The organism is Pseudanabaena sp. FACHB-2040, assembly GCF_014696715.1.
Taxonomy (GTDB): Bacteria; Cyanobacteriota; Cyanobacteriia; order Phormidesmidales; family Phormidesmidaceae; genus JACVSF01.
Map to the genome: position 1 here is coordinate 17,323 of NZ_JACJQO010000015.1, position 20,722 is coordinate 38,044.

The following is a 20,722-nucleotide window of genomic DNA, read 5'->3' on the forward strand; positions in this document are numbered from 1 at the left end:
GCAGAGAGAGTAAGCATTCCAAGGCATTAGATCCCTGAAAGCAATGATTCAACCAGACAATCTACACATCCGTCCCGTTCAACCCAGCGATAAGTCCGCAGTTCTCGCCTTTTGCCAACACACCTGGGATGACGAAGCCGACTATATTGCTGACGTGTGGGATCTCTGGTTTTCAGACCCTTCTGGGCATATCCTCGTCGCTGACCTTAGCGGTCAACCCATTGGTATGACCCGGCTTGTCCAATTTTCTGCTGCTGAAGGTTGGTGGGAAGGGCTACGGGTTGATCGCGCTTACCGCTGTCAGGGCATTGGCAGCCAACTTACGGCTGCAGCTCTGGAAGTGGGTCGTTCTTTGGGGTTTACAACTCTACGCACCTGCGTGAGTACCACAAACACTTTTATGCACCCCTTTGTCCATCAGCAAGGCTTTAGGCCCCTAGGCAACTATGCTGTTTACTATACCGAGGCCAGCGATAATGCCCCAATTGCCCTTCAGCAGTTGGGTTCTCAAGACTGCGATCGCATCTGGGATGCCAGTAATCGCTTTGCCCCACAGAAATGTGATCGTCTGTTTGTGGTCCGCGGAGCTAAATGGCAAACCCTCACCCCCATAATTCTTATCAAGCATAAGGAGCACCTGGAGATTGAGTAAAGCAAGCGTCCCCATCATTCATGCTGTGCGGGATCCCGCTTTGCGGGCGACTGTCCGAAAGCGCATACCGCTTTTCTACCGCCAAGGAGCAGACTCAGAGATAGATCGCCCCGCCCATGTACGGGCAGGCTCTAGTTTGAGCTGGTTTAGCAATCAGCTCGCTCTCGTTCAGGATGATGCCAACTTTTTGGTGCTAATTGATCCTCAAACCTTTGAGGTTGAGGCTATCACACTACCCGCTGGAGAAGCAGGACTACGCCAGTTCGACGAGCAGCGGGGCAACAAACGCTTCAAGCTAGATTTAGAAGCTTGCACCACCGTTCCTACAGCCAATGGCAATCTCTTTCTAGCGTTTGGGTCTGGATCAACGGCACGGCGGGAGCAAATTTTGAGGGTGCAGGAACTAAACCCCGACCGGTTTACCCTAAGCCAAGCAGGGACACTCTATGCCCAACTTAGAGCTTGTGCTGAGTTTTCTGGCAGCGAACTCAATCTTGAAGGGGCATTTTATCAAGCTGGCCAAATCCGGCTGTTAAATCGGGGAAATGGCGCACCGCAAGGCAATTTGTTACCCGTCAACACCACAGGCGATCTGAGCTGGGATGAACTGGCGGCTTATCTGCAGAATCCAGAGAATCAGCAGCCTCCTTCTCTACACAACATTTGTCAGTACAAGTTGGGCAGTTTAAACGAACTTGAATTGAGTTTTACAGATGCCACCATCACGCCTAAAGGAGTCCTATTCTCAGCGGCAGCAGAAGCCTCCCCCGATGCCACGTCCGATGGTGTTGTCAACGGCTCAGTGTTAGGCATTTTGGACTCAAATCCTCCCCGATGGATCGAAATCTGTACCCCTGATGGTGCTTGGTTTACGGGAAAGGTTGAAGGAATTTGTGCCTCAAGAGAAAGTGAGCAGCATCTATTTGTGGTGATCGATGCCGATGATCCAGAACTCCCCTGTGAACTGTGTGAGATTGAACTATCTGGAGAGTGGTAGGTCACGCTTTTAGCAGCTGAGTCGAGGCTTTACCTATCGTTCTATTCTTCGAGGTTAATCTTCTCGACTCGCCACGCCGACTGTGCCCCATTTCTGCCAACTCTAGTAAAACGAAATCCATAGCGCTCAAACTGAGAAACCGAGAGAGACTGTAATTCCAGGATCTGGGGCAGTCCCATTGTGCTGGGCCGTTAGTCGTTGTCAGCGATCGCTTGCAGTTGCTCAAACTGCTGGAGAGGATTAGCTGAAGTTAAAGACTGCTGGTTTGCCAATCGAGCAAACGCCCAGCAGTTCAGACTGCTGGAGTAGCGGTGGAATGAGCTCGGTGCAGTTCAACACCTTGAAGTATTTGGCTTGGCCGCAGGCGGGAGTTCAACTTCTGGGAGGACTTTGAGTCATGAAACTGTTAATTGGACGGATGCAGATAGAGCTGCTGGAGTCAACCTCCAGCTATGACGACCTGCCTCAAGAGCAGGAAGAAGGTTCGATTAACCAAGCTGCCTAGTTGAAAAGGAGGACACACAAATGGAGCTAGCCGTTTACCAATACATTCAGGAGTCAGACCGCGCGGCGGATGAGCTGCCCATGAAAGCACTCTGGTGTGAGGGGCTACCAGAACCTAGTGAAACAGTCTCAATGGGCTTGGGAAGAATCTGCTCGTCATCCAGCCCGCAGGTATCGTGGCCGCAGCTACTGAACGTAAGCGCGGCTGCCTCTGGCCTCTACGGTAGTCGCCTGCGGAGCATTGTCAGGATAGTCATAGAAGTTCCCCTGATTACTGCCGCTATGGCCCAGGATGAAGTAGGGAATCTACGGCTGAGTGGAATGGGTTTATTTTTGGGCACCGCACATAGAGGTTTCTACACAAATCTCTAGGTCAACTTGACCATTTCATGGACATTCCCTTGTACATCACCGACCCCTTGGTGAAACTGTCGATCTTGCCGATGTACGACTAGGGATAGGCCATGTCTAGGTGTCAACACAATAACGCCGGAGCGATCGATAGGCTTTTGTGGCACAAACTGAAGTCTGTATCGCTGCAACAGCATAGCGAGCACAATTTTGATTTCCATCATGGCAAACCCTGCTCCAATACATAGGCGTGGGCCAGCGCTAAATGGGTTGTACTCATATGCATCGGGATGAATAGTTTCCCAGCGACGGGGATTAAAGGATGCGGGATCAGGATATAGGTCAGGCATTTGGTGTGTCTGGTAAATGCTGACTAGCACCTCAGTACCCGTTGGCAACTCGTAACCACCAAGTTCAGTAGGTTTCGCAGTGACGCGACCATTCCACGGAACAGGTGGCAAAATTCGCATGCTTTCCTTGATCACATTTTCAAGTAGCGGAAGCTGCGATAACTGTTCTATGGTTGGCGGCTCGCCATGGAGAACAGCGTCTAGTTCATCTAGGAGATCTGCCATGATCTGAGGATGCTGAGAAAGTAGAAATAGTGTCCAGGTGAGAGCATTGGCACTGGTTTCATGACCTGCTACAAACAATACCCCCACATGCCCTAGGAGTTCTTCTTCACTAAGATAAGCTCCGCTATCCTCATCTTGCACCTGCATAAGCATAGACAGTACATCAGACGCATCTTCATCTGACTGTTGTTTTGCTTTTATCAAATGGCTCATGCTGGCTTCGTAGCGAGCAACCAGATTCAGATAGCGGTTCCACGGAAGTCCTGGCAAGTCTAACGGGAACACCTTCATCAACAAGTTTCCTTGTTGGCTGAGGGCATCCTGAATGATTTGTCCAGTACTCTCCCCTTGATTACCAACATCCTCTCCAAACAATGATTTGGTGGCAATACGAAGGGTGAGTTGGCGCAACCAAGCAGCCATTTCGTTAGCCTGATTCAGCTGTAGCTGTTTTAGTTGGTCTTCGGTAATGGCCACCATATCCTGGGCGTAGGTTTCCAGACGCTGACGATGAAAAGCGGGCAGCATTAGTCTGCGCTGTTGTAAGTGCTGATCAGCATTCACACCAAAAAGACCCACCAGAAAATGATTAAGGGGCTTTGTTCGTTTTGAAGTATCCCGTAAACGGTAAAGCGGGCCTGTGAGAGGATGCTTGAAGTAGACTTCATGTTGGGTGGTAACCTGACGCACCAGTTTTGGACCGCAGGCAAAGACCGTTGCAGGACAAGTATCTCTTGGAGAATAAAGGCGTGTGCCACCGCCCGCTGCCAAAGCAACAAGGTTGCCATAAGTTTGAAAAAGCCCACGGGTATAGCCCACCGAATCTTTAGCAAAGCGAATGCTGTTGAGAGTCCGGCCTACCAGAGGTAAGGGGCGAGGGCCAGGTACAGTGAGGGTCGGTTGGTTTTGAACTGCAGTGGCCATGCGATCCTTCCTTACAGATGAATTTTGTTTATGTCCTCATCCTGCACTTAGCGAGGGAACAGGACATCTTTACTCTTAAGGTTGCGATCGCGACCAGGCTGACCTATTCCTTAACCTCAGTCGTGCTGATCCCCTTCTCGCTATCTATGACAACCTGCTCAATGGAGGACGCAAGAGACCAAAGCAGGCAGCGCTATTATACGCCTTTAGAACCCGGCACAAGGGTAATACGAGCAGCAGCAGGCTATTCCGGTGGTCGCTTCGCATTTTTTATTTGCCTGCCTTACCCTTGTTCGGTGCGATTGAGTGCTACTAGCGCGAGTCCGACAGGTCATTTACCGGCTTTGCGGCTGAGGTGTGGTTTGCCTCACTGCCGCCTCAGTTGTCGGCCGAGTGATCAGCTGCGTGAGCTATCAGGTGCTGGTTTGCTGTGTGTCTCCCCTTTTTTTGCGTTGGAATGGGTGCGATCGCAGGATGAGACGAGAGCGCAGTTCACTTTGCTTCTGACAAATCGCAGATAGCTACCTCATAACCAGATATCCTCAATCTGATTTTCCGTTCCCACAATAATCAAAATCTGTCGGAAGATATAGAAAGCTCTACAAGCCTCAACGTGAAACGATTAGATCGTTCGGTTTGAGTTGCTCTTGTTGGGCAGGATTAGGGTACGCACCACGCAAATTACTCAACACAGCCACAGAACGTAGACATGCTTTTCATCTTTAAATCTCAAAGTTTCGGCGGTCTTTCCTTCTCGATTTGGGAGAACAGCTCAGGTCAGTTCATCGCTTCAGTAGATGGCCCCGATTGCCACTGGCAATCCGAACCCGTTGCGACTATCGCTGAGGCTGAGGGGCTAGCACGGGAGGCAGTCACAAACGAAATAGCGATGGTATCGCAAACAATCGCGGAGATTGCAGCAGCGGTACTTGCAGCTTAGCCTATCCATTCAGGCTCCAAATGCCTGCAGCAAGTTCTAGATAACCTAATTATCACTCAACGGCTTTGGCGGCTTTGAAGGATTGTCTATTCGGTAATTAGAGTTTGGTTAAACAGGCCCATGGCACACGGCCTCAATGTTGTGTCCATCTAGATCTAACACAAAGGCACCATAATAATTCGGGTGGTAGTAGGCTCGTAGACCCGGAGCACCGTTATCTTGACCACCTGCTTCTAACGCGGCCTTGTAAAATGCCTGCACTATTTCATGGGTTTCAGCCCGAAAAGCAATATGAAGTCTAGGGGTGTTGACATCTCCTTGCCCAACCCAAAACTCCGGCTTTCCTTCTACACCAAAAAAGCCTGCGGTAGCGGTAGAGTCAGTGGCAGAGGCATTAAATTCTTTCAGCAATTGATAACCAAGGGCGGCTAATGCCTTGACATAAAATGCTTTACTTTTCTCAAAATTGCTAACGTTGATGCCAACATGGTCAATCATAACTTTCGCTGCCTATCTCGCTTGTGGGAGCCAGGTTTTGGGGTGAGTTTAGTCTAGCGAGTTCGCCCCTAAACGCCTACCCTACTGCTCCCTGATGTTTTCGATCTACTGAGCGTTTTTGATAATTCACTAATAGTTTGCGGTAAGAGCGCGATCGCATCGCCAGCACTGTCACCACCAGCCCAATTAAGCCAGTCAACGTAAATAAAAGGGCAATGCCGCGATCAGTACCGGTGCCAAACCAGGGGCCAATTAAATCGGCCCCGGCCCCAGTGGTCATAAAGGGAATAAACAGAAAATGGGCGATTGGACCAATCATAAATGCGGTGAGCGGAGAGGCCGCCTGCTCAATACTTTGGGCAAAGCCAAACACCCGCCCTTGGCGCTCCAGCGGAATCACCGTTTGCAAGATCATTTGTTCTGATGCTTCGACCACCGGAATCAGACACAAGTACGTAAATAAACCAACCGCCAGCAGCATGATCGATGGCTGAATTGTGAAGAAAACAGACACAATCCACATCACAATGTTGGATGCAAACAGGGTCTTCAGAGGGCTTTTACCCAGGCCGAACTTGGCGACACCTAGACCCCCCACGATAAATCCTAAACTCAAGACGCCCCACAAAATGCCCCAGATCTGGACTGAAACAAGGGATAGCCCGTAGGCATCCATGAGCGACATAAAAACACCGCCCAGGAAGTTGTTGAAGCAGTTGAAGAAGATCAGCGAAAATAGACCCGGCACCAGACGGATTACCCCAATTGTGCCCTGAATATCGAGGTGGTTGGGTTTAGCCTCTGCATGAACAATCCTCTTTTCGGGAATGGCTATGGTCCACAGGTGGAGAATGGTCAGGACTGTGAGTGCGATCGCACTCACCAACATCCAGTACATGCCCAAAAACCCGATCGCCAGTCCGCTCAAGATCGACGCCGCCAAAAAAGCGACGCCATTGACGGTACCCACTAGGCCATTGGCCTTGTCTCGTTCCGCTTCAGGAATCAGCACCGTTACTAGGGTGGGCAGTGCAATAGTACGCAGGTTTCCGGCGATCGCCCCCACCAGGGCCAAAACAATAAATCCCCAGAGAATCACACTGGCCGCATCAGTAAAGGCCGCCGTCGGGGCCGAGACATACAGAATATAGGCGAGACCATATAGCCCCAAGGAACCAAAGCTGGAAAGCAGCATGGCGGTTTTTTTGGTGTAGCGATCGACCAGCGACCCTAAGAAAAAGCCGGAAATGGCGACGGTAACCAGATACACCCCGGCCATCACCGAGGTCGCCAGCACAGATTGGGTTTGCAGATAAACCCAAAAGGTAACCGCAAACCAGACAAAGGTGTTGGTTAGGGTAGCCACTAGTGAGTTGGCCAAGATTTCGTAAAAAACGGGTTTCATTTAATGGAGCCTTTTTGGGTGCGTCATGCTTGAACTACCTGTTTTCAGCCCGCTCAGATGCATATAGGGTGGGCAATGCTAGCCAGTATTGGCGTTATTGAATGGAGGGATAGTTTCACTACGCCAGGGCTATGACAACCGACGCTGGGGGTAAGCAGATGCCTCCTAGAGGCACCTACTCGAAAATTTGAGCGAAGGCAAGTGGTCTGCGCCCTAGGGGATTGGGTTAATCAACCTGGATTTAGCATCAAACCGCTCCAAACATGCGTTTTACGGATCTGCCAAAGCATCAACGACAAATTTGTAGTATACATACTACAGAATAGTGCTGCAAGCTTTTTGTCGATCGAATCATTGAATCGGGGGCGTTATCCACTGCACCAGCTGAATCACAACCCCGTTTGGGTCACTCACTTGAAAAAACCGTTCGCCCCAAGCTTCAGTCTCGATCGGGGTTGTGATCGTCACCCCTTCGGCCTGAAGCCGGGCGTATTCGCGATCAATCTCCTCAACGACAAAAACAACCAGCAGACCGTCGGCGCGATGCCCGCGCATAGAATCTGGCTTAAAAGTTTTTAGCTTGGTATCCAAAAAGATCAAATTAAACCCAGCATCTGCGCGAGAGAGCGACACAAAGCCATCGGCTGACATATCTTCTTTAAAACCAAAATGGTTTGTGACAAAGGCTGCCGATGCGGCGACATCCTCGACGTTGAGCGAAATCGCTGAGGCTGTGATCTGCATAGAGTTTCCTCGAATGGGTCAACTGTTGACGGCGATGGTTAAGCACCAGCCCAGAGGGCCATCACAGAGCCCTCGTAAGCCGGTGCTTAAGTGAGCTGATGTTGCACAATATCGACCCCAATGCCGTTGGGATCGACCACGACAAAATGGCGATCGCCCCAGGGTTCATCGCGCAACTCCACCTCAATGGGTATTCCCATCGCTGCAATACGCTGATACTCGGCATTAGCATCTTCAACATCAATCGTTATCCAAACCCCTTTGCCCGAAAAAGATGGTCGAAAGATAGGCGCTTGAGCCTCAAGATTTGGCTGCATAAACCCCAGTTCGCTCTGCCCTAGTCGCAGTAAAACAAACCAGTCGCTGTTATAAATCACCTCACAGTTAAACAGGCGACGATAGAATACTTTCGACTCTTCGATTTTTTCGGTGATGATGCCAGACCACAGCTTCATAGAAGGGGCTTTCCATACTGACTAAATGAAGGCCCTAGTGTAGAGCAGGGTCATGGTGAGAGTCTTGTAAAAAAGCGACATGAGCTTGAAGAAACTGGGCCGGTGATACCCCCGCCAAGCGCTTAAAGTCGTGGCTCATATGGCTTTGATCAAAATACTTGAGTTCAGCGGCAACGTATGACAGCGATAAATTGCTTGAAGAGGTAAGCAGCTTAGCCGTGTGCTGAAAGCGAATGATTCTTGCAAACGTTTTAGCCGATACCCCAACAGTCTCCAGAAAAACTCGCTCAAATTGGCGACGACTTTGCCCGAATACGTCTGCCGCTTCACCAATACGCACAGCACCGCCGGCCGCCTCGATGAAATGAATGACCTGATCAACGGGTTGAACACTGGGTGACAATCGGGCCAAATGAGCTCCCAAAACCCGATTGAAATGATGCACCACATCGCTCGTCAGCACAGCCTCGGTTAGCCGATCAATCGGAAATCGTAGCAGACTGTGAGAGGCCTCATGGGTATCTGTTAATTCGTAGGCGCTAGCTTGAATGAAATGACGGCTTTGCCCCGGCCTAAAGCGAATGCCAAAATAATCACAACCCTGCTCTAGGGGAATATCTACGCGGGCTGTAGTGGTGCCATATACCCTACTAAGTATGGCACCACAATGAACTTGAAAGACTAGATCGACGGCCCCATCGGGCAACGCAACATAGGCCGAATTAGCATTATTGAGACCTAGCCAATAATGGCTAACTACGTCTCGCAGCACTGGAGACGGTGGAACAATAATTTCTTGTACATTGAGGGCCATGGCTGATGTGGAAGGTATTCAGTGCAATTGTCTACTGGGAGTTTCTACATTGGGTCTGGATGCGCCAGAGGATGTGACACACCCGACGACCTCTTTCAAGCTGCTTAAGCCTGGCGGTGGTAGTTTGCTGTCATGAAGTGGTGCCACTGGCCGTTATCGCCCAGGCAAAAGGAAGTCATCACCCGATGATCGCTACTCTTGAATTCGATCACGTCTTTGTAATGGGCCATTCCGCCCTCGTTAGCCATGGCTGGGCCTTCAGAATGCAGGGTGAGCACCCGTTCAGCAACGTCGAGTTCGCCATCGTAAACCCAGAGGTGGGTCATCATCGACCCAACCCAGGTGCCGACATAGCGCTGCTTTTGGGGGTTATAGCCGAGGGTCATAATGGTGGTGGCCATACTGCCACACATTTCGCCCTGGCCTTCGGCAATTACCCAGAGGTCACCCAGGGATTTCACGCTCTCTGTCCCCGTTGATTTTTCGAGGGGCTGATCTGGCTCTGTCATCGCTTCAACCTCATAGGTCCATTCGCCTACCAATTGTTGGAGCCACTGGTGTTCTTTTTGGGGCTGTTCTAGTGCAGACGGGGCCTGTTGTAAGTCGGTTGTAGTTGTCATTGTTCTTCTCCTTGAGTGGTTGCTTTTGATCGCTAGCTTTGGTGTGTCACACCGAGCGGTGATACTCAGAAACTGGGTTGCCGATGTGAATGAGTTGAGTTTTGCTTGATTGGCCGTAAATTAACTGACCGTAAAGAAACCTGATCTCTCGATCTGCGGCCTACTCGCAGTTGATCATCCAGGGAATGCCAAATTTATCGACTGCCATACCAAACCGCTTGGCCCAGAAGGTTTCTTCCAAAGGCATTTGAATACTGCCGCCTTCAGCTAGGGCTTGAAAAATGTGCTCGGCCTTGTCTGGGTCGGGAATTTGCAGGGAGACCGAGAAGCCTTTGGGCGCATCGTATTGCCCAGGGGAGCAGTCAGACCCCATGATCGCCCAGTCGCCTAGGGTCAGCTGGGTGTGCATGATTTTGTTGCCAAATTCGGATGGCACTTCGGCCTCGGCAGGGGAACCGGCGAAGGTGAGCATTTCGCCCAGTTCGCCCCCCAAGACCTGGTGGTAAAACTTGAAGGCTGCTTCGCACTGACCATCGAACATCAGGTAAGGATTAACTTGCATGACGGTCTCCTTAAATAACTGAGTTACATCGAACGAATGGGAACGTTTCAGAAACGACTCTTGGGTTAATTTCGGAGAGGGCAGAGGTAACGCTCACCCCTGGCTCTATCTATTAGTCGAACGGCGGGAAGCGAGATCGACAAGGCAGCTAAATTTTTATCCAGGTGGTCATTTCAACCTACGCCTGCGGTGATGCGGTGCTCCAGGGGTCATAGGTGCCAAAGTTCCACAGGTAGCCCTCTGGGTCTCGGCAAGAATAGTCGCGCCCGCCATAGTCTTGGTCTTGAATCTCCATGACGATTTCGGCCCCGGCTGCGATCGCATTTTCATAGTGCTGATCCACCTCGTCCACCAAAATGTAAGGGCTTTGGGTGACGACATCTCCCTTTTTGCTGGGGGGCTGCTGGAGTTGAGCAAAGGTGTTATCCCGCACAGAATCCAGCATGATCATGCCGTTGTCAAAGGTAAGTTCAGCGTGGGCAACGGTGCCGTCTGCCTCGGGCACAACTAGGTGTTTCTCAAAGCCAAAGGCCTGGCAAAGCCATTCCACAGCCGCTGCCGCATCGTTATACCGCAGGGTTGGAATGATTGTTGCCACAGTTTTTTTGGGCGTGCTAGTCATAGTCGTTGCCTCCTTAAATGAGAGTTATTTAGTAAAAGTTATGGGCGGCTCCCTGCTGGCGTCAAACCGGCTCGATCAGTCGGGACTGTAGGGCGGGCAATGCAATGTCCACCCATGGAGAAGACGTTTCTCAGAAACAGCCTCGATACTGTAGCTAGGGAGCTTTGGCGCTGAAGTCAGACCAAGTGGCCCGGTCTAGGCGGTAGACCGAGCAGTCGTCGTCGCCAAAGCGGCGGTGCTCCAAAAACTTGAAGCCGAGGCGCTCGTAGAAACGCTGGGCACGGGTGTTGCTAGTGAGCGGGTCAATTAGCACTGCGGTAACCTGGGGGTCAGCAAAGCAGCGGGCTAGGGCTAGGTGCATCATGGTGGTGCCGTAGCCTTTGCCCAACTCGGTGGGTTCTCCAATCCAAATGTCGATCGCCCGCAGGTGGTCAGGCACATCGCCCCAGTAGCGACTGTCTTCTTGAGCGGGGTCAATAATTTGGATAAAGCCAATGGGGCGACCATTTAGCTCAGCGATCAACTGCTCGCGCCAGTCGGGGGTACGGGCTAGCTCTACCTCCCAACCCCAGTCGTCGTTGGGGTCGGCGGCGACCACCTGAGGTTGCTCATCCCAGTAACGGAGGAGGCTTACATCGGCAAGGGTAGCGGGCCGCAAGGTGATGGCGCTTGACTCAGACATGGTCGTTACCTGCTGGTTCAATATCGGCTAACCGCTCAAACAGTATAGTTCTTTTGTACTATTTCGCGAGCAAAGGAAATGAATCTTCAAAGCAAGGGCGTTAATTCAGCTTTAAAACCAGCGTCTGCTGCCATTCATGACGTTTATCAACTGGCGAGCGATAAAAGATATGGCAGTGAAAACATTACTAGTATTGTTCAGCTTTTTATCTGACGCTCTTGTCTGGCAAAAGCTTAAACATAAGCAGACAAATTTAAACTTGAGGAGAAAACCCTTGATACAACTGCTCCTGCAGTTGACACGTGCAAAAGGGGGGCCATGAGGTTTGCTTTAGTTTGAGGAACTTAAGCAGCTCATGAACCCCCCTTTAATCTCCTACTATCTCATTTGAGCTGCAGTAAAATCAGCCCTTTCAAGACTTTTCTGCACCACCAAGGCCAAAGGCCTTAAGACACATTTTGCAGAAAGTTCACTGTATCTGCTGCGGAGGTAAAGACATTACTTCCTACCTGAAACTGTTCCATATTAATGATGGTTTGAGTCCAGTCAGCAGTATTGCCTCGGTTATCTTGAGTGCCCACAATTTCCAGACCCCTTCCTGCTAGTTCAGTAATGGTCATAGTGGCCGCATTGAAGAAGTCTAAGAAGATTAAGTCTCGGCCTCCACCACCGTCTACTGTCCCCTGCCCAGTACCTGTTTTAAAGGTGTCATTACCTAATCCGCCAGAGATAAGAGAATCTTTGATGTCCAAGGTAGTGCCCATAATCTCAAAGAAATCATCTCCATCGCCACCGTTGATAACTGATTTGGACACCCCGTATCCATTAACACTACCACTCGTCCCAATTCCCGAGATAGTGAAGGAGTCGTCCCCATTTCCTCCGTCTATTGAAGATTCTAATACCCCATAAGCATCTCCCCTAGAAGCACTCACAGTGCCCAAGATAGTAAAGGAGTCATTACCATTGCCACCACTGAGAGGAGATCTTGCTACTCCAGAACCCTCACTATAGCCACCGCCGCCGGCACTACCAGTAATGTCAAAGAAGTCATCACCATCACCTCCGTTGATGGAAGATTCTAATACTCCTTGCCCAATGGCACCAGACCCCCCCCCTCGACCTCCAGTAATGGTAAAGGAGTCATTGCCACTGCCACCCTCTAGGGCCGATCGAAATACTGCGTTACTAATGGTAAAAGAGTCGTTCCCATTGCCGCCACTAATAGCTGACTCAGAAACTCCCCAAACACTACCACCAAGACTAAAAGAGTCGTTGCCGTCGCCACCTTCTACGGAGGATTGGTACACACCATAGCCAGAGCCAGACCGTACCTGACTACCAGCGGAAATTCTAATGGTGTCATCCCCACTGCCGCCTTTTACAGCCGATTGATAGACACCATAAGCACCGGAGCCAGTAGTGGTAGTGGCTGAAATCGTGATGCTGTCATTTCCACTACCTGCATCTATAGAGGACTGGAACGCACCGTAGCTACTTCCAGAAAGACTAGCTATAGATAAGACATCATTGCCAGATCCACCTAAAATTGTTGACCATTTTACGCCGTAAGCTGTAGAACCAGTAGCTCTAGCTTGGAAGGTATCGTTACCTTCCCCTGCATCGATTAGAGAAGATAACACACCAACCGCTTCTGGGGCTCCGCCTATTTCCGTGGCTGTAACTGTGGCATTGCCCTCAATAATGTCATTGCCCCCAAAGGCGTTGACAACTGCATTCACAATTGCTGCACCAAACACATCATTTGCTGGACCGGTAATATCCACCGCTCCTATAAATGTGTCGATGAAAGGAGTTCCCTTTAGCTCGCCTGTTAACTGTCCCATGTTATGTGTCCTTCAGTTGAATGGACTGAGGTAATTACTTATATAGAAGTATCAACAATGGCTTCTCTTGTCCTCAGTGATTCAATAAATCGTTAAGGTGGTCTAGATAGAGATAAAACCCTTGATTCCCCTACAAATCCTCCAAACTACAAGATTTATCCCCAATTTTAATGCCCAGGTTTGACTTTATACTCAAATTTTTTAGGCAAATACAGCCAATTTTCAGGGCGTAGTCAATTCTTTTTTCGGATATAGATGACCCTGGTTGACTCTAAATTTTTCCCCGTAGAATGTTGACAAATTTCTGAGCTTCCTATTTTTTGGTTGGCTGAAAGAAATGCGAGCGCACTACAAGAAAAACTACACCGAACGACTCAGACAACTGCCTAATACCAATTCACTAAATAATCACTACTCATCCACCCATCCACTCCACTACCCCCTATCCGCAGCACTTTTTCCTCGAAATTGAGCTTTGCGGTGTTCCGTAGTGCAAGTTACGACTCTGGGAAGCGCCTCCCCGTATAAGAGAAGAACGTTCCCTTACCGAACCTGCTATGACGATTTCTCTCCCCAAGCCTCGTCAACTGCCTACAATCGATCCCGTGACCGCTCAGGTCGTCGCGGGTGCCCTCAATGGTGTTGCCCTGGAAATGGGCCACAAACTGGCTCGCATGTCCTACTCCAGCATCATCCGCGAATCAGAAGACTTTGGGGCAGCGATTTTGGATGCAGATTGCCAGCAGTTGGCGGAATGTGCCTACAGCACCCCCCTACAATTGGGGCCGATTCCGGGCTATATGCGCGGTGTGCTCAAAGCGATGGAAGAAGATGGGGAAGAGTTTTACCCCGGCGATGTGATCCTTCATAACCACCCCTACTACGGCGCATCTCACGGGCCAGATATCGGTATCGGCATCCCTATCTTTAGGGGCGAAGAGCTGATTGGCTATTCCTTCACCACGGCTCACCACCTGGACATTGGCTCGTCTTCCCCCGGTAGCTGCGGCATTGTAGATGCGGTCGATGCCTTTGCCGAAGGACTGCAATTCAAAGCGGTCAAGCTGTACGAAAAGGGCATCAAGAATCGCCAGGTGTGGCGCATGTTGCGGCAAAACATTCGCAGCGCTCAGGTGGTGGTAGGCGACATTGAGGCTCAGGTAGCAGCTTGCCGAGTGGGAGAACAGCGCTTCCTAGAACTCGTGGAGCAGTATGGCCTAGATACGGTGCTGGCGGCCAGTGAGGAGCTGATGAACTACTCCGAGCGCATGATGCGTCAGGCCATTGAGCGTTTGCCCGACGGTCAATACTCGGCGGAGGGCTTCATGGACGGCTTTTTAGACGATCCTGACCCTGGTAAGAAAGACCTGAAGATTGCTGTCACTGTCACCATTGATGGCAGCAACATGACCATTGACCTGGCGGGCACCGCGTCTCAGATAGACGATCGCCCCATCAATATGCCCTTCATCGGCACGGTGGACATTGCGATTTTTGTGACCTTGCGATCGGTGCTGCTGGATACGGCTTTGATGGAGTATGTGCCGCAAAACTCTGGCCTTACCCGCCCTGTCCGGATCTCTGCGCCCAAGGGCTGTCTAGCAAACCCCATTTATCCCGCTCCGGTGATTGCTCGCTGCTGCCCCGGCAACGTTGTGGCGGATACCCTGATGAAGGCTCTGGCCCAAGTCGCACCGCAAAACGTCAGTGGCGGTATCGGCAATATTAAGGTCACCTCCTACAGTGGTACTTTAGGAGAAGACTACTGGGTTTATATGGATATCACCGAGGGCAGCTATGGCGGGCGCTACGGTAAGGACGGCATGGACGGCGTAGATACCCTCTACGCCAACACCCGGAACAATCCCATCGAAGACATTGAGGCCCACTTGCCTCTGCGCGTGACTCGCTACGAACTGATTGAGGACGCCAGTGGAGCTGGGAAGCATCGGGGTGGCTTAGGCTCTATCCGCGATATTCAGTTTCTCTCACCAGGGCAGATGTCTCTGGAAGGGGAAGGCAACAAGTACGCTCCCTGGGGCATCTTCAGTGGCAAGGACGGTACCCCTGGTGGGGTGCAAATTCTCAACCCCTATGTGGGAACCGTGCAGGATTTGCCATCTAAGTTTCCCTGTCGCAAAACCAAACCGGGAGATACCCTGCGCACCATTAGCCCTTGTGGTGGCGGCTACGGTGACCCCCTAGAGCGCAATCCGGCTCAAGTGCTGGAGGATGTGCTGGATGGCTTTGTCGGCATTGAGTCGGCCAAGCGAGACTATGGGGTAGTGATCGATCCGGCGAATATGAGTGTTGATGAACAAGCAACGCTTGCGCTCCGCAAGACGATGGGGAAATAGCGATCGCACTTTCCAATAGCCCCCAGATCCTAGGAGCTTCTGGGGGCAATCGCGATTCGTCGGTGATGGTTACAGCGCCAATTTAAGCAGCACTTGCAGGAGTATGTTTGCCCCGTTCTCTAAATCTTGAGGAGCGGTGTATTCCTTGACGTTGTGGCTGATGCCGTCAACACTGGGCACAAAGATCATGGCGGTGGGTGCGATCGCAGCAATCATGCCGGCATCGTGCCCGGCCCCACTGGGCATGTGCTTGACCGATAGCCCTAGCCCTGCGGCGGTTTGAGCCACCAGATCAATCATTGCGGGGTCAAAGGCAACAGGCTCAAAGCGAGCTAAGGATCGGCTGGTAATTTCCAGACCTTCTGCCGTCGCGATTTCCTGAATTTTGTTGTTCAGTTGGGCTTCGGCCTGATGGAGCAGAGCAGAGTCCGTATTTCGCAGATCTACCGTGAGGCGAGCTTCTTTGGCAATGACATTCACTAGCCCCGGCTTGGTCTGAATCGAGCCGACGGTCGCCACCTGGTTGCCGCCCATCTCTAGGGCCAGTTGGCGGGCGGCAACTGCGATCGCACTGGCTCCATACCCAGCATCGTGACGCAGGTGCATGGGGGTCGTACCGGCATGGTTGGAGACGCCTTTCACCGTAAACTCCTGCCAGATCATGCCCTGCACCCCGGTGACTGCGCCGATTTGAATTCTCTCTTGATCCAGAACTGGGCCTTGCTCCACGTGCAGTTCTACAAACGCTTTTACCGGCTGGCTACCGCAGGGCACTGTCCCGGCATAGCCGATGCGCTCCAGCTCTTTGGCTACCGTAGTGCCATCTGTCCCCACTTCTGCCAGGGCCGCCTCTACCGGAAAGCCCCCGCTAAACACCCAACTGCCCATCATATCGGGGTGAAACCGGGCTCCTTCTTCATTTGTGAAAAAGGCTACTGCCAGCGGATAGCGGGTCTGAATCTGGCGTTCATTAAGGGTTTCGATCACCTCCAGCCCTGCCAAAACGCCCAGGTTGCCGTCGTAACGTCCCCCTGTTGCCACTGTGTCGATGTGCGATCCGGTCATCACAGGGGGCCCTGCTTCTAGCCCTGGACGCGTACCCACCACATTGCCAAGCTGGTCAACGGTGATGGTAAGGCCGAGGGCTTTCATCCACGCCACTACCTGATCGCGGCCTGCTTTGTCTTCGTCGGTTAGGGCCAGACGACAGACACCGCCCCCCGGAATAGAGCCAATTTGAGCCAGCTGATCGAGGCGGTGCAGCATGCGATCGCAATTTACCTGCAGGGCAGTCGCAGTAGCCATAGTCGGTGCCTCAAATTTCTCTACGCCATCTTGACCGCAAACGAGATAGACCACTGTTTCCACGGTTACAGATGGTCTTACCGGCAAAACGGTGCAGCTTGAACATTTCGCAGAAACCCGACTTACCTAAGATGGACGCGGCACTTCAATGCAAGGGGTAGATCATGAAACTGATCGGCGTGGATATTGGCGGCACCTTCACCGACCTGATTTTGGCGGATGTAGCCCAGCAGCAGACCTGGATTCACAAGGTGCCGACCACAGTTCACGACCCCTCTATCGGCATGATCCAGGGCATCCAAACCCTATGCCAAATGGCCCAGGCCGACTACGGCGACATTGAGCATGTGCTGCATGGCACCACCATCGCCACCAATACTCTGCTGACCCACGATGGGGCGCACACCGGCATGATCACCACCGAGGGCTATCGAGACATTGTCCACATCGGGCGGCACCAACGGCCCCAGCACTACTCGATCATGCAGGACATTCCCTGGCAGGCAAGGCCGCTGGTGAAACGGCGCGATCGCAAAGTCGTTCCCGAGCGGCTCGATCCCAAAGGTCAGGTGCTCACTCCCCTGGATGAAGACGCTGCCCGCACCGCTATTTTGGAGCTGAAGCAGGCTGGGGTAGAGTCCATCGCCATCTGCTTCCTCAACTCCTATTTCGACTCGCGCCACGAAGATCGCGTGGCGGAACTCGCTCAGGAGCTTTTCCCCGAAGCTTTTATCACCACCAGTGCCAGCATCTTCCCCCAATTCCGGGAGTTTGAGCGCTTCACCACCACCTGCATCAATGCCTTCGTTGGCCCCAAGGTCAAGCGCTACCTTCAAAACCTCAGCCGTAGCTTAAAGGAACAGTCGGTGCGAGGAGAGCTCCATATCATGCGCTCCAACGGCGGAGTGGCTACGGCAGAGGTAGCAGGAGAGCAGCCCGTGACTCTGCTGCTGTCAGGACTGGCTGCCGGGGTTTTGGGCGGTGCGGCTGCGGGGGAACGATCGTTGCGATCGCGTCTGATCACCTTTGACATGGGGGGCACCAGCACCGACATCGGTATCGTCACCGAGCGCGGCTTTGCCGAAGCCACCGCCCGCGACACCTGGATTGCCGGATACCCCGTCATGGTGCCTATGATCGACGTTCACACCATTGGGGCTGGCGGCGGCAGCATCGCCTACGTAGATGACGGGGGCGCGTTCCGCGTCGGGCCTCGCAGCGCTGGGGCCGAACCGGGTCCAGTCTGCTACGACAAAGGCGGCACAGAAGTGACCGTTACTGACGCCAACGTGGTGCTAAATCGTCTCGATCCAGAGCACTTTTTGGGAGGCGAAATGGCTATCTACCCCGACAAGGCCTTCGCGGCTGTGCAGGCCCTAGCAGATCGGGTGGGGCTAGACCTCTACGAAACCGCAGCGGGCATTATTACCATCGTCAACAACAATATGGCGAACGCCATCCGCTCCCGCACTATTCAAAAGGGGCAAGATCCGCGCCAGTTTGCGTTGGTAGCCCAGGGGGGTGCAGGCCCCCTTCATGCTGCCGAAGTAGCCCGGTCTCTGGGCATTCCCGAAGTGATTGTGCCCCGCTACCCCGGCATCACCTCGGCTATCGGCCTGCTCACCACTGACCTGAAGCACGACTTGATTCAAAACGAATTTACCCTCAGCACCCACCCGAACCTAGGCAAGCTCAACGCTGACCTGCAAGCCCTAGAAGATCAGGTAAAAGACCAACTGCGGGCAGACGGCTTTAGCGAAGATCAAATGTCTCTGCAACGGTTTGCCGACTGTCGCTATGTAGGTCAGGGCTATGAACTGCGGGCGCTAGTGCCCAATGGCGACCTAGATGAAGCGGCATTGCAAAGTGTGTGGCAACAGTTTCATGACCTGCACACTGCTGAATATGGCCATGCCTTTCCCGAAAATCCGGTGGAGCTGGTGACGCTGCGGGTAACGGGCACTGGCCCTATGCCTAAACTGGCAGGTCTACCCGTCCCTACAGAGGGCGATGTGAAGGATGCCTGGTTGAAAACTGCCGTTACTTACTTCCGGGTGAATGGTCAGCTTGAGAAGTATTCCACCAGTTTTTTTGAGCGTGATCTCCTGCCCAGCGGGGGCGCAATCGAAGGCCCCGCAGTGATTTTCCAAAAGGACTCCACCATTTTGCTGCCACCCCACAGCCACACCACTGTGGAAGCCAATGGCAACCTGCTGATTCGCTTAGCCGCAGAATCTCTGGCAGATAAGCGGGTCGCTATGGAGGTAACGGCTTAACCCAGCTCACTGCTATCGTGATCTGCGGCTACGCTAAGGCATCCGTGATTTTTTACACCGCTTCCCAATTTTGGGTAATCCTATGCCAGGATCGAGATGCAAATTTAAGTTCTTGCCCCGAAGGCGATTACTTGAATGCCGATCCCTTGGGCGGCTTGATGCAGCTCCGAATCTTCCTGAATCAGGCAGGCCCAATCACGCTCTGTGCAAATGAATAGCTTGTTCTCCAATAGCATTGGCTGGCCATGAGCTAGCAGTCCCTTGGTAACTGGGCACTTGATATTTTGCTTGAGGTACTCGATGATTGCTGCGCCCATCATTTTTCTCCTTACGTAATAGACGAATGTGCTTTGGAATGCCTTGGGGCATCCGCTATCCCCTGAGACGCTCATAAAATTCTGCCACTTTTCCGAGCGGACTAAGCAGGACTTTACTCAACTCAAGGTTCGCTTTAGGAAGTCTTTACTGCAGGTTTAAGGATGCCTTCGCTAGATTCTATTTCTGTGATTGATCACCGCGAGGCTGATGCGGCTTGATTGCTGCTGCCTAAACCAGCGGTTTTTTCCAGCACAGGTTGGCGCAACATTCATTTGGAGCTGTATCAGCAGCCCAAGTTTTCTACGGCGGAGCACCAGCATTGTCTACATGCGATCGCAATTGGCCTTCCTGATTCATCTGGCCTCTGCGCCACTGGCGATCGCTGGCTAGACAGTAAACGGGGCCTAGAACGAAGACAGGCTGGCGATCTTGCCATAATTGCGGCAGGGGTCTCTCACCGCTGCAGCTGGAATAGTGCAGCTCAATTTATGGTGCTGGCGTTAGAACCTGAGTTGCTCAAGCAGGTGGGGCAAGATTGGGTGAACCCCGACCGCATTGAGCTTATTCCCCGCTCTATGACAGCGCAAGACCCCCTAATTCAGACCATCATCTCTACGCTGAAAGCAGAGGTAGAAACTGGCGGACTGGGGGGGCAACTGCTGGTAGATAGCCTGACTACGGCATTAGTAATTCACCTGCTGCGGCACTATTGCGCCACCCGTCCCAAGCTGTCTAATTATGTCGGCGTTTTTTTGCAGTCACTTATAGACAAGGGTATTGAGGGCACTGTGTGGAGTTGCCCTCAATACCCTGATGCGATCGCACAGAAGTTAGCCAGCGCGATCGCAGTTAATCATCCACGGGGTGCCGAACTGATCGACTAGCATACCAAACCGGGCTGCCCAAAAGGTTTCCTGAATCGGCATCTTAACGGTGCCGTTTTCGGCTAGGGCCTCAAAGATACGCTCTGCCTCTCCAGCATCCTCAATGTTGATCAACACAGAGGTGCCTTTGGGTTCTTCGTAGTACTCTAGTGTACTGTCAGCCCCCATTATTTCTTGCTCCCCTATAGTTAGCTGAGCATGCATGATTTTGTCGTGCCACCCCTCAGGGACTTGGTCCGCCATAGGCGATGCCCCATAGGTCATCCTGTCTCCACTTTTGCCGCCCAATACCTGTTCGTAAAATTTAAATGCAGCATCACAATTGCCGTTAAAACTCAGATAGGAATACAGTTTCATAACGCTCTCCTAGGCTAAAGAATGGGGGATTAA

At 52.1% G+C, this 20,722-nt stretch carries 21 protein-coding genes; 6 read left to right on the top strand and 15 right to left on the bottom strand.

Features of this window, described 5'->3' with window-relative positions:
- The first annotated feature begins 43 nt into the window (after positions 1-43).
- The gene (locus H6G13_RS17445) at positions 44-652 is read left to right on the top strand and encodes a GNAT family N-acetyltransferase (protein WP_190485083.1); all 609 of its coding nucleotides are present in this window, start codon (positions 44-46) and stop codon (positions 650-652) included.
- Entirely contained in the window at positions 645-1,649 is a 1,005-nt protein-coding gene (locus H6G13_RS17450; RefSeq protein WP_190485085.1) for a hypothetical protein, read from the top strand. The genes H6G13_RS17445 and H6G13_RS17450 overlap by 8 nt, the downstream gene beginning before the upstream one ends.
- Positions 1,650-1,690: 41 nt before the next feature.
- Here H6G13_RS17450 and H6G13_RS17455 read toward each other — a convergent pair whose 3' ends face one another.
- Positions 1,691-1,828: a hypothetical protein gene (locus tag H6G13_RS17455; protein WP_190485087.1), complete on the bottom strand. Its 138-nt coding sequence runs from the start codon at positions 1,826-1,828 to the stop codon at positions 1,691-1,693.
- A 346-nt stretch (positions 1,829-2,174) separates the two neighbouring features.
- Here H6G13_RS17455 and H6G13_RS17460 point away from each other — a divergent pair, with 346 nt between their 5' ends.
- Positions 2,175-2,525, top strand: a complete 351-nt coding sequence (locus H6G13_RS17460; protein ID WP_190485089.1) for a hypothetical protein — start codon at positions 2,175-2,177, stop codon at positions 2,523-2,525.
- Here the strand turns inward: H6G13_RS17460 and H6G13_RS17465 are convergent.
- The 11 genes from H6G13_RS17465 to H6G13_RS17520 all read right to left on the bottom strand — a co-directional run bounded on the left by H6G13_RS17465 (position 2,522) and on the right by H6G13_RS17520 (position 13,192).
- On the bottom strand, positions 2,522-4,003 hold the full coding sequence (locus H6G13_RS17465; protein ID WP_190485091.1) for a cytochrome P450: 1,482 nt from the start codon (positions 4,001-4,003) through the stop codon (positions 2,522-2,524). The genes H6G13_RS17460 and H6G13_RS17465 overlap by 4 nt on opposite strands.
- A 1,048-nt stretch (positions 4,004-5,051) precedes the next feature.
- Positions 5,052-5,441, bottom strand: coding sequence for a VOC family protein (locus H6G13_RS17475; RefSeq protein ID WP_190485095.1), 390 nt, complete (start codon positions 5,439-5,441; stop codon positions 5,052-5,054).
- A gap of 76 nt (positions 5,442-5,517) precedes the next feature.
- A complete protein-coding gene (locus H6G13_RS17480; protein WP_190485097.1) occupies positions 5,518-6,846 on the bottom strand; it encodes an MFS transporter in 1,329 nt (442 codons plus the stop codon).
- Between the two features lie 351 nt (positions 6,847-7,197).
- On the bottom strand, positions 7,198-7,590 hold the full coding sequence (locus H6G13_RS17485) for a VOC family protein (RefSeq protein WP_190485099.1): 393 nt from the start codon (positions 7,588-7,590) through the stop codon (positions 7,198-7,200).
- A gap of 86 nt (positions 7,591-7,676) precedes the next feature.
- Positions 7,677-8,045: a VOC family protein gene (locus tag H6G13_RS17490; protein ID WP_190485101.1), complete on the bottom strand. Its 369-nt coding sequence runs from the start codon at positions 8,043-8,045 to the stop codon at positions 7,677-7,679.
- A 34-nt stretch (positions 8,046-8,079) separates the two neighbouring features.
- On the bottom strand, positions 8,080-8,859 hold the full coding sequence (locus H6G13_RS17495; RefSeq protein WP_190485103.1) for an AraC family transcriptional regulator: 780 nt from the start codon (positions 8,857-8,859) through the stop codon (positions 8,080-8,082).
- A gap of 104 nt (positions 8,860-8,963) precedes the next feature.
- Positions 8,964-9,479, bottom strand: coding sequence for a DUF1579 domain-containing protein (locus H6G13_RS17500; RefSeq protein WP_190485105.1), 516 nt, complete (start codon positions 9,477-9,479; stop codon positions 8,964-8,966).
- 160 nt (positions 9,480-9,639) lie between these two features.
- Complete coding sequence (locus H6G13_RS17505; protein WP_190485107.1) at positions 9,640-10,041, bottom strand: VOC family protein; 402 nt, start codon at positions 10,039-10,041, stop codon at positions 9,640-9,642.
- 178 nt (positions 10,042-10,219) lie between these two features.
- Positions 10,220-10,663, bottom strand: a complete 444-nt coding sequence (locus tag H6G13_RS17510; RefSeq protein WP_190485109.1) for a VOC family protein — start codon at positions 10,661-10,663, stop codon at positions 10,220-10,222.
- A 154-nt stretch (positions 10,664-10,817) separates the two neighbouring features.
- The gene (locus tag H6G13_RS17515; RefSeq protein ID WP_190485111.1) at positions 10,818-11,345 is read right to left on the bottom strand and encodes a GNAT family N-acetyltransferase; all 528 of its coding nucleotides are present in this window, start codon (positions 11,343-11,345) and stop codon (positions 10,818-10,820) included.
- Positions 11,346-11,791: 446 nt separating this feature from the next.
- Positions 11,792-13,192, bottom strand: a complete 1,401-nt coding sequence (locus tag H6G13_RS17520) for a hypothetical protein (protein ID WP_190485113.1) — start codon at positions 13,190-13,192, stop codon at positions 11,792-11,794.
- A gap of 557 nt (positions 13,193-13,749) precedes the next feature.
- Here H6G13_RS17520 and H6G13_RS17525 point away from each other — a divergent pair.
- The gene (locus H6G13_RS17525) at positions 13,750-15,549 is read left to right on the top strand and encodes a hydantoinase B/oxoprolinase family protein (RefSeq protein WP_190485115.1); all 1,800 of its coding nucleotides are present in this window, start codon (positions 13,750-13,752) and stop codon (positions 15,547-15,549) included.
- Between the two features lie 69 nt (positions 15,550-15,618).
- Here the strand turns inward: H6G13_RS17525 and H6G13_RS17530 are convergent, their stop codons facing one another.
- Complete coding sequence (locus tag H6G13_RS17530) at positions 15,619-16,854, bottom strand: M20 family metallo-hydrolase (RefSeq protein ID WP_190485117.1); 1,236 nt, start codon at positions 16,852-16,854, stop codon at positions 15,619-15,621.
- Positions 16,855-17,018: 164 nt separating this feature from the next.
- On the opposite strand from H6G13_RS17530, the gene H6G13_RS17535 reads away from it, so the two are divergent.
- Positions 17,019-19,130 (top strand): hydantoinase/oxoprolinase family protein, encoded by a 2,112-nt coding sequence (locus H6G13_RS17535; RefSeq protein ID WP_190485119.1) that lies wholly within the window; start codon positions 17,019-17,021, stop codon positions 19,128-19,130.
- 104 nt (positions 19,131-19,234) lie between these two features.
- Here the strand turns inward: H6G13_RS17535 and H6G13_RS17540 are convergent, their stop codons facing one another.
- Positions 19,235-19,522 carry a hypothetical protein gene (locus H6G13_RS17540; protein WP_190485121.1) on the bottom strand — a complete coding sequence of 96 codons (288 nt, stop codon included), beginning with the start codon at positions 19,520-19,522 and terminating at the stop codon, positions 19,235-19,237.
- 144 nt (positions 19,523-19,666) lie between these two features.
- On the opposite strand from H6G13_RS17540, the gene H6G13_RS17545 reads away from it, so the two are divergent.
- Positions 19,667-20,332 carry a hypothetical protein gene (locus tag H6G13_RS17545; RefSeq protein ID WP_190485123.1) on the top strand — a complete coding sequence of 222 codons (666 nt, stop codon included), beginning with the start codon at positions 19,667-19,669 and terminating at the stop codon, positions 20,330-20,332.
- Here the strand turns inward: H6G13_RS17545 and H6G13_RS17550 are convergent.
- Positions 20,279-20,689 (bottom strand): VOC family protein, encoded by a 411-nt coding sequence (locus H6G13_RS17550; RefSeq protein WP_190485125.1) that lies wholly within the window; start codon positions 20,687-20,689, stop codon positions 20,279-20,281. The genes H6G13_RS17545 and H6G13_RS17550 overlap by 54 nt on opposite strands.
- Between the last annotated feature and the right edge of the window lie 33 nt (positions 20,690-20,722).

Coding starts and splice junctions, on each gene's coding strand:
- H6G13_RS17445 (WP_190485083.1), top strand. CDS start 44: ATGATTCAACCAGACAATCTACACATCCGTCCCGTTCAACCCAGCGAT.
- H6G13_RS17455 (WP_190485087.1), bottom strand. CDS start 1,828: ATGGGACTGCCCCAGATCCTGGAATTACAGTCTCTCTCGGTTTCTCAG.
- H6G13_RS17460 (WP_190485089.1), top strand. CDS start 2,175: ATGGAGCTAGCCGTTTACCAATACATTCAGGAGTCAGACCGCGCGGCG.
- H6G13_RS17465 (WP_190485091.1), bottom strand. CDS start 4,003: ATGGCCACTGCAGTTCAAAACCAACCGACCCTCACTGTACCTGGCCCT.
- H6G13_RS17475 (WP_190485095.1), bottom strand. CDS start 5,441: ATGATTGACCATGTTGGCATCAACGTTAGCAATTTTGAGAAAAGTAAA.
- H6G13_RS17480 (WP_190485097.1), bottom strand. CDS start 6,846: ATGAAACCCGTTTTTTACGAAATCTTGGCCAACTCACTAGTGGCTACC.
- H6G13_RS17485 (WP_190485099.1), bottom strand. CDS start 7,590: ATGCAGATCACAGCCTCAGCGATTTCGCTCAACGTCGAGGATGTCGCC.
- H6G13_RS17490 (WP_190485101.1), bottom strand. CDS start 8,045: ATGAAGCTGTGGTCTGGCATCATCACCGAAAAAATCGAAGAGTCGAAA.
- H6G13_RS17495 (WP_190485103.1), bottom strand. CDS start 8,859: ATGGCCCTCAATGTACAAGAAATTATTGTTCCACCGTCTCCAGTGCTG.
- H6G13_RS17500 (WP_190485105.1), bottom strand. CDS start 9,479: ATGACAACTACAACCGACTTACAACAGGCCCCGTCTGCACTAGAACAG.
- H6G13_RS17505 (WP_190485107.1), bottom strand. CDS start 10,041: ATGCAAGTTAATCCTTACCTGATGTTCGATGGTCAGTGCGAAGCAGCC.
- H6G13_RS17510 (WP_190485109.1), bottom strand. CDS start 10,663: ATGACTAGCACGCCCAAAAAAACTGTGGCAACAATCATTCCAACCCTG.
- H6G13_RS17515 (WP_190485111.1), bottom strand. CDS start 11,345: ATGTCTGAGTCAAGCGCCATCACCTTGCGGCCCGCTACCCTTGCCGAT.
- H6G13_RS17520 (WP_190485113.1), bottom strand. CDS start 13,192: ATGGGACAGTTAACAGGCGAGCTAAAGGGAACTCCTTTCATCGACACA.
- H6G13_RS17525 (WP_190485115.1), top strand. CDS start 13,750: ATGACGATTTCTCTCCCCAAGCCTCGTCAACTGCCTACAATCGATCCC.
- H6G13_RS17530 (WP_190485117.1), bottom strand. CDS start 16,854: ATGGCTACTGCGACTGCCCTGCAGGTAAATTGCGATCGCATGCTGCAC.
- H6G13_RS17535 (WP_190485119.1), top strand. CDS start 17,019: ATGAAACTGATCGGCGTGGATATTGGCGGCACCTTCACCGACCTGATT.
- H6G13_RS17540 (WP_190485121.1), bottom strand. CDS start 19,522: ATGAGCGTCTCAGGGGATAGCGGATGCCCCAAGGCATTCCAAAGCACA.
- H6G13_RS17550 (WP_190485125.1), bottom strand. CDS start 20,689: ATGAAACTGTATTCCTATCTGAGTTTTAACGGCAATTGTGATGCTGCA.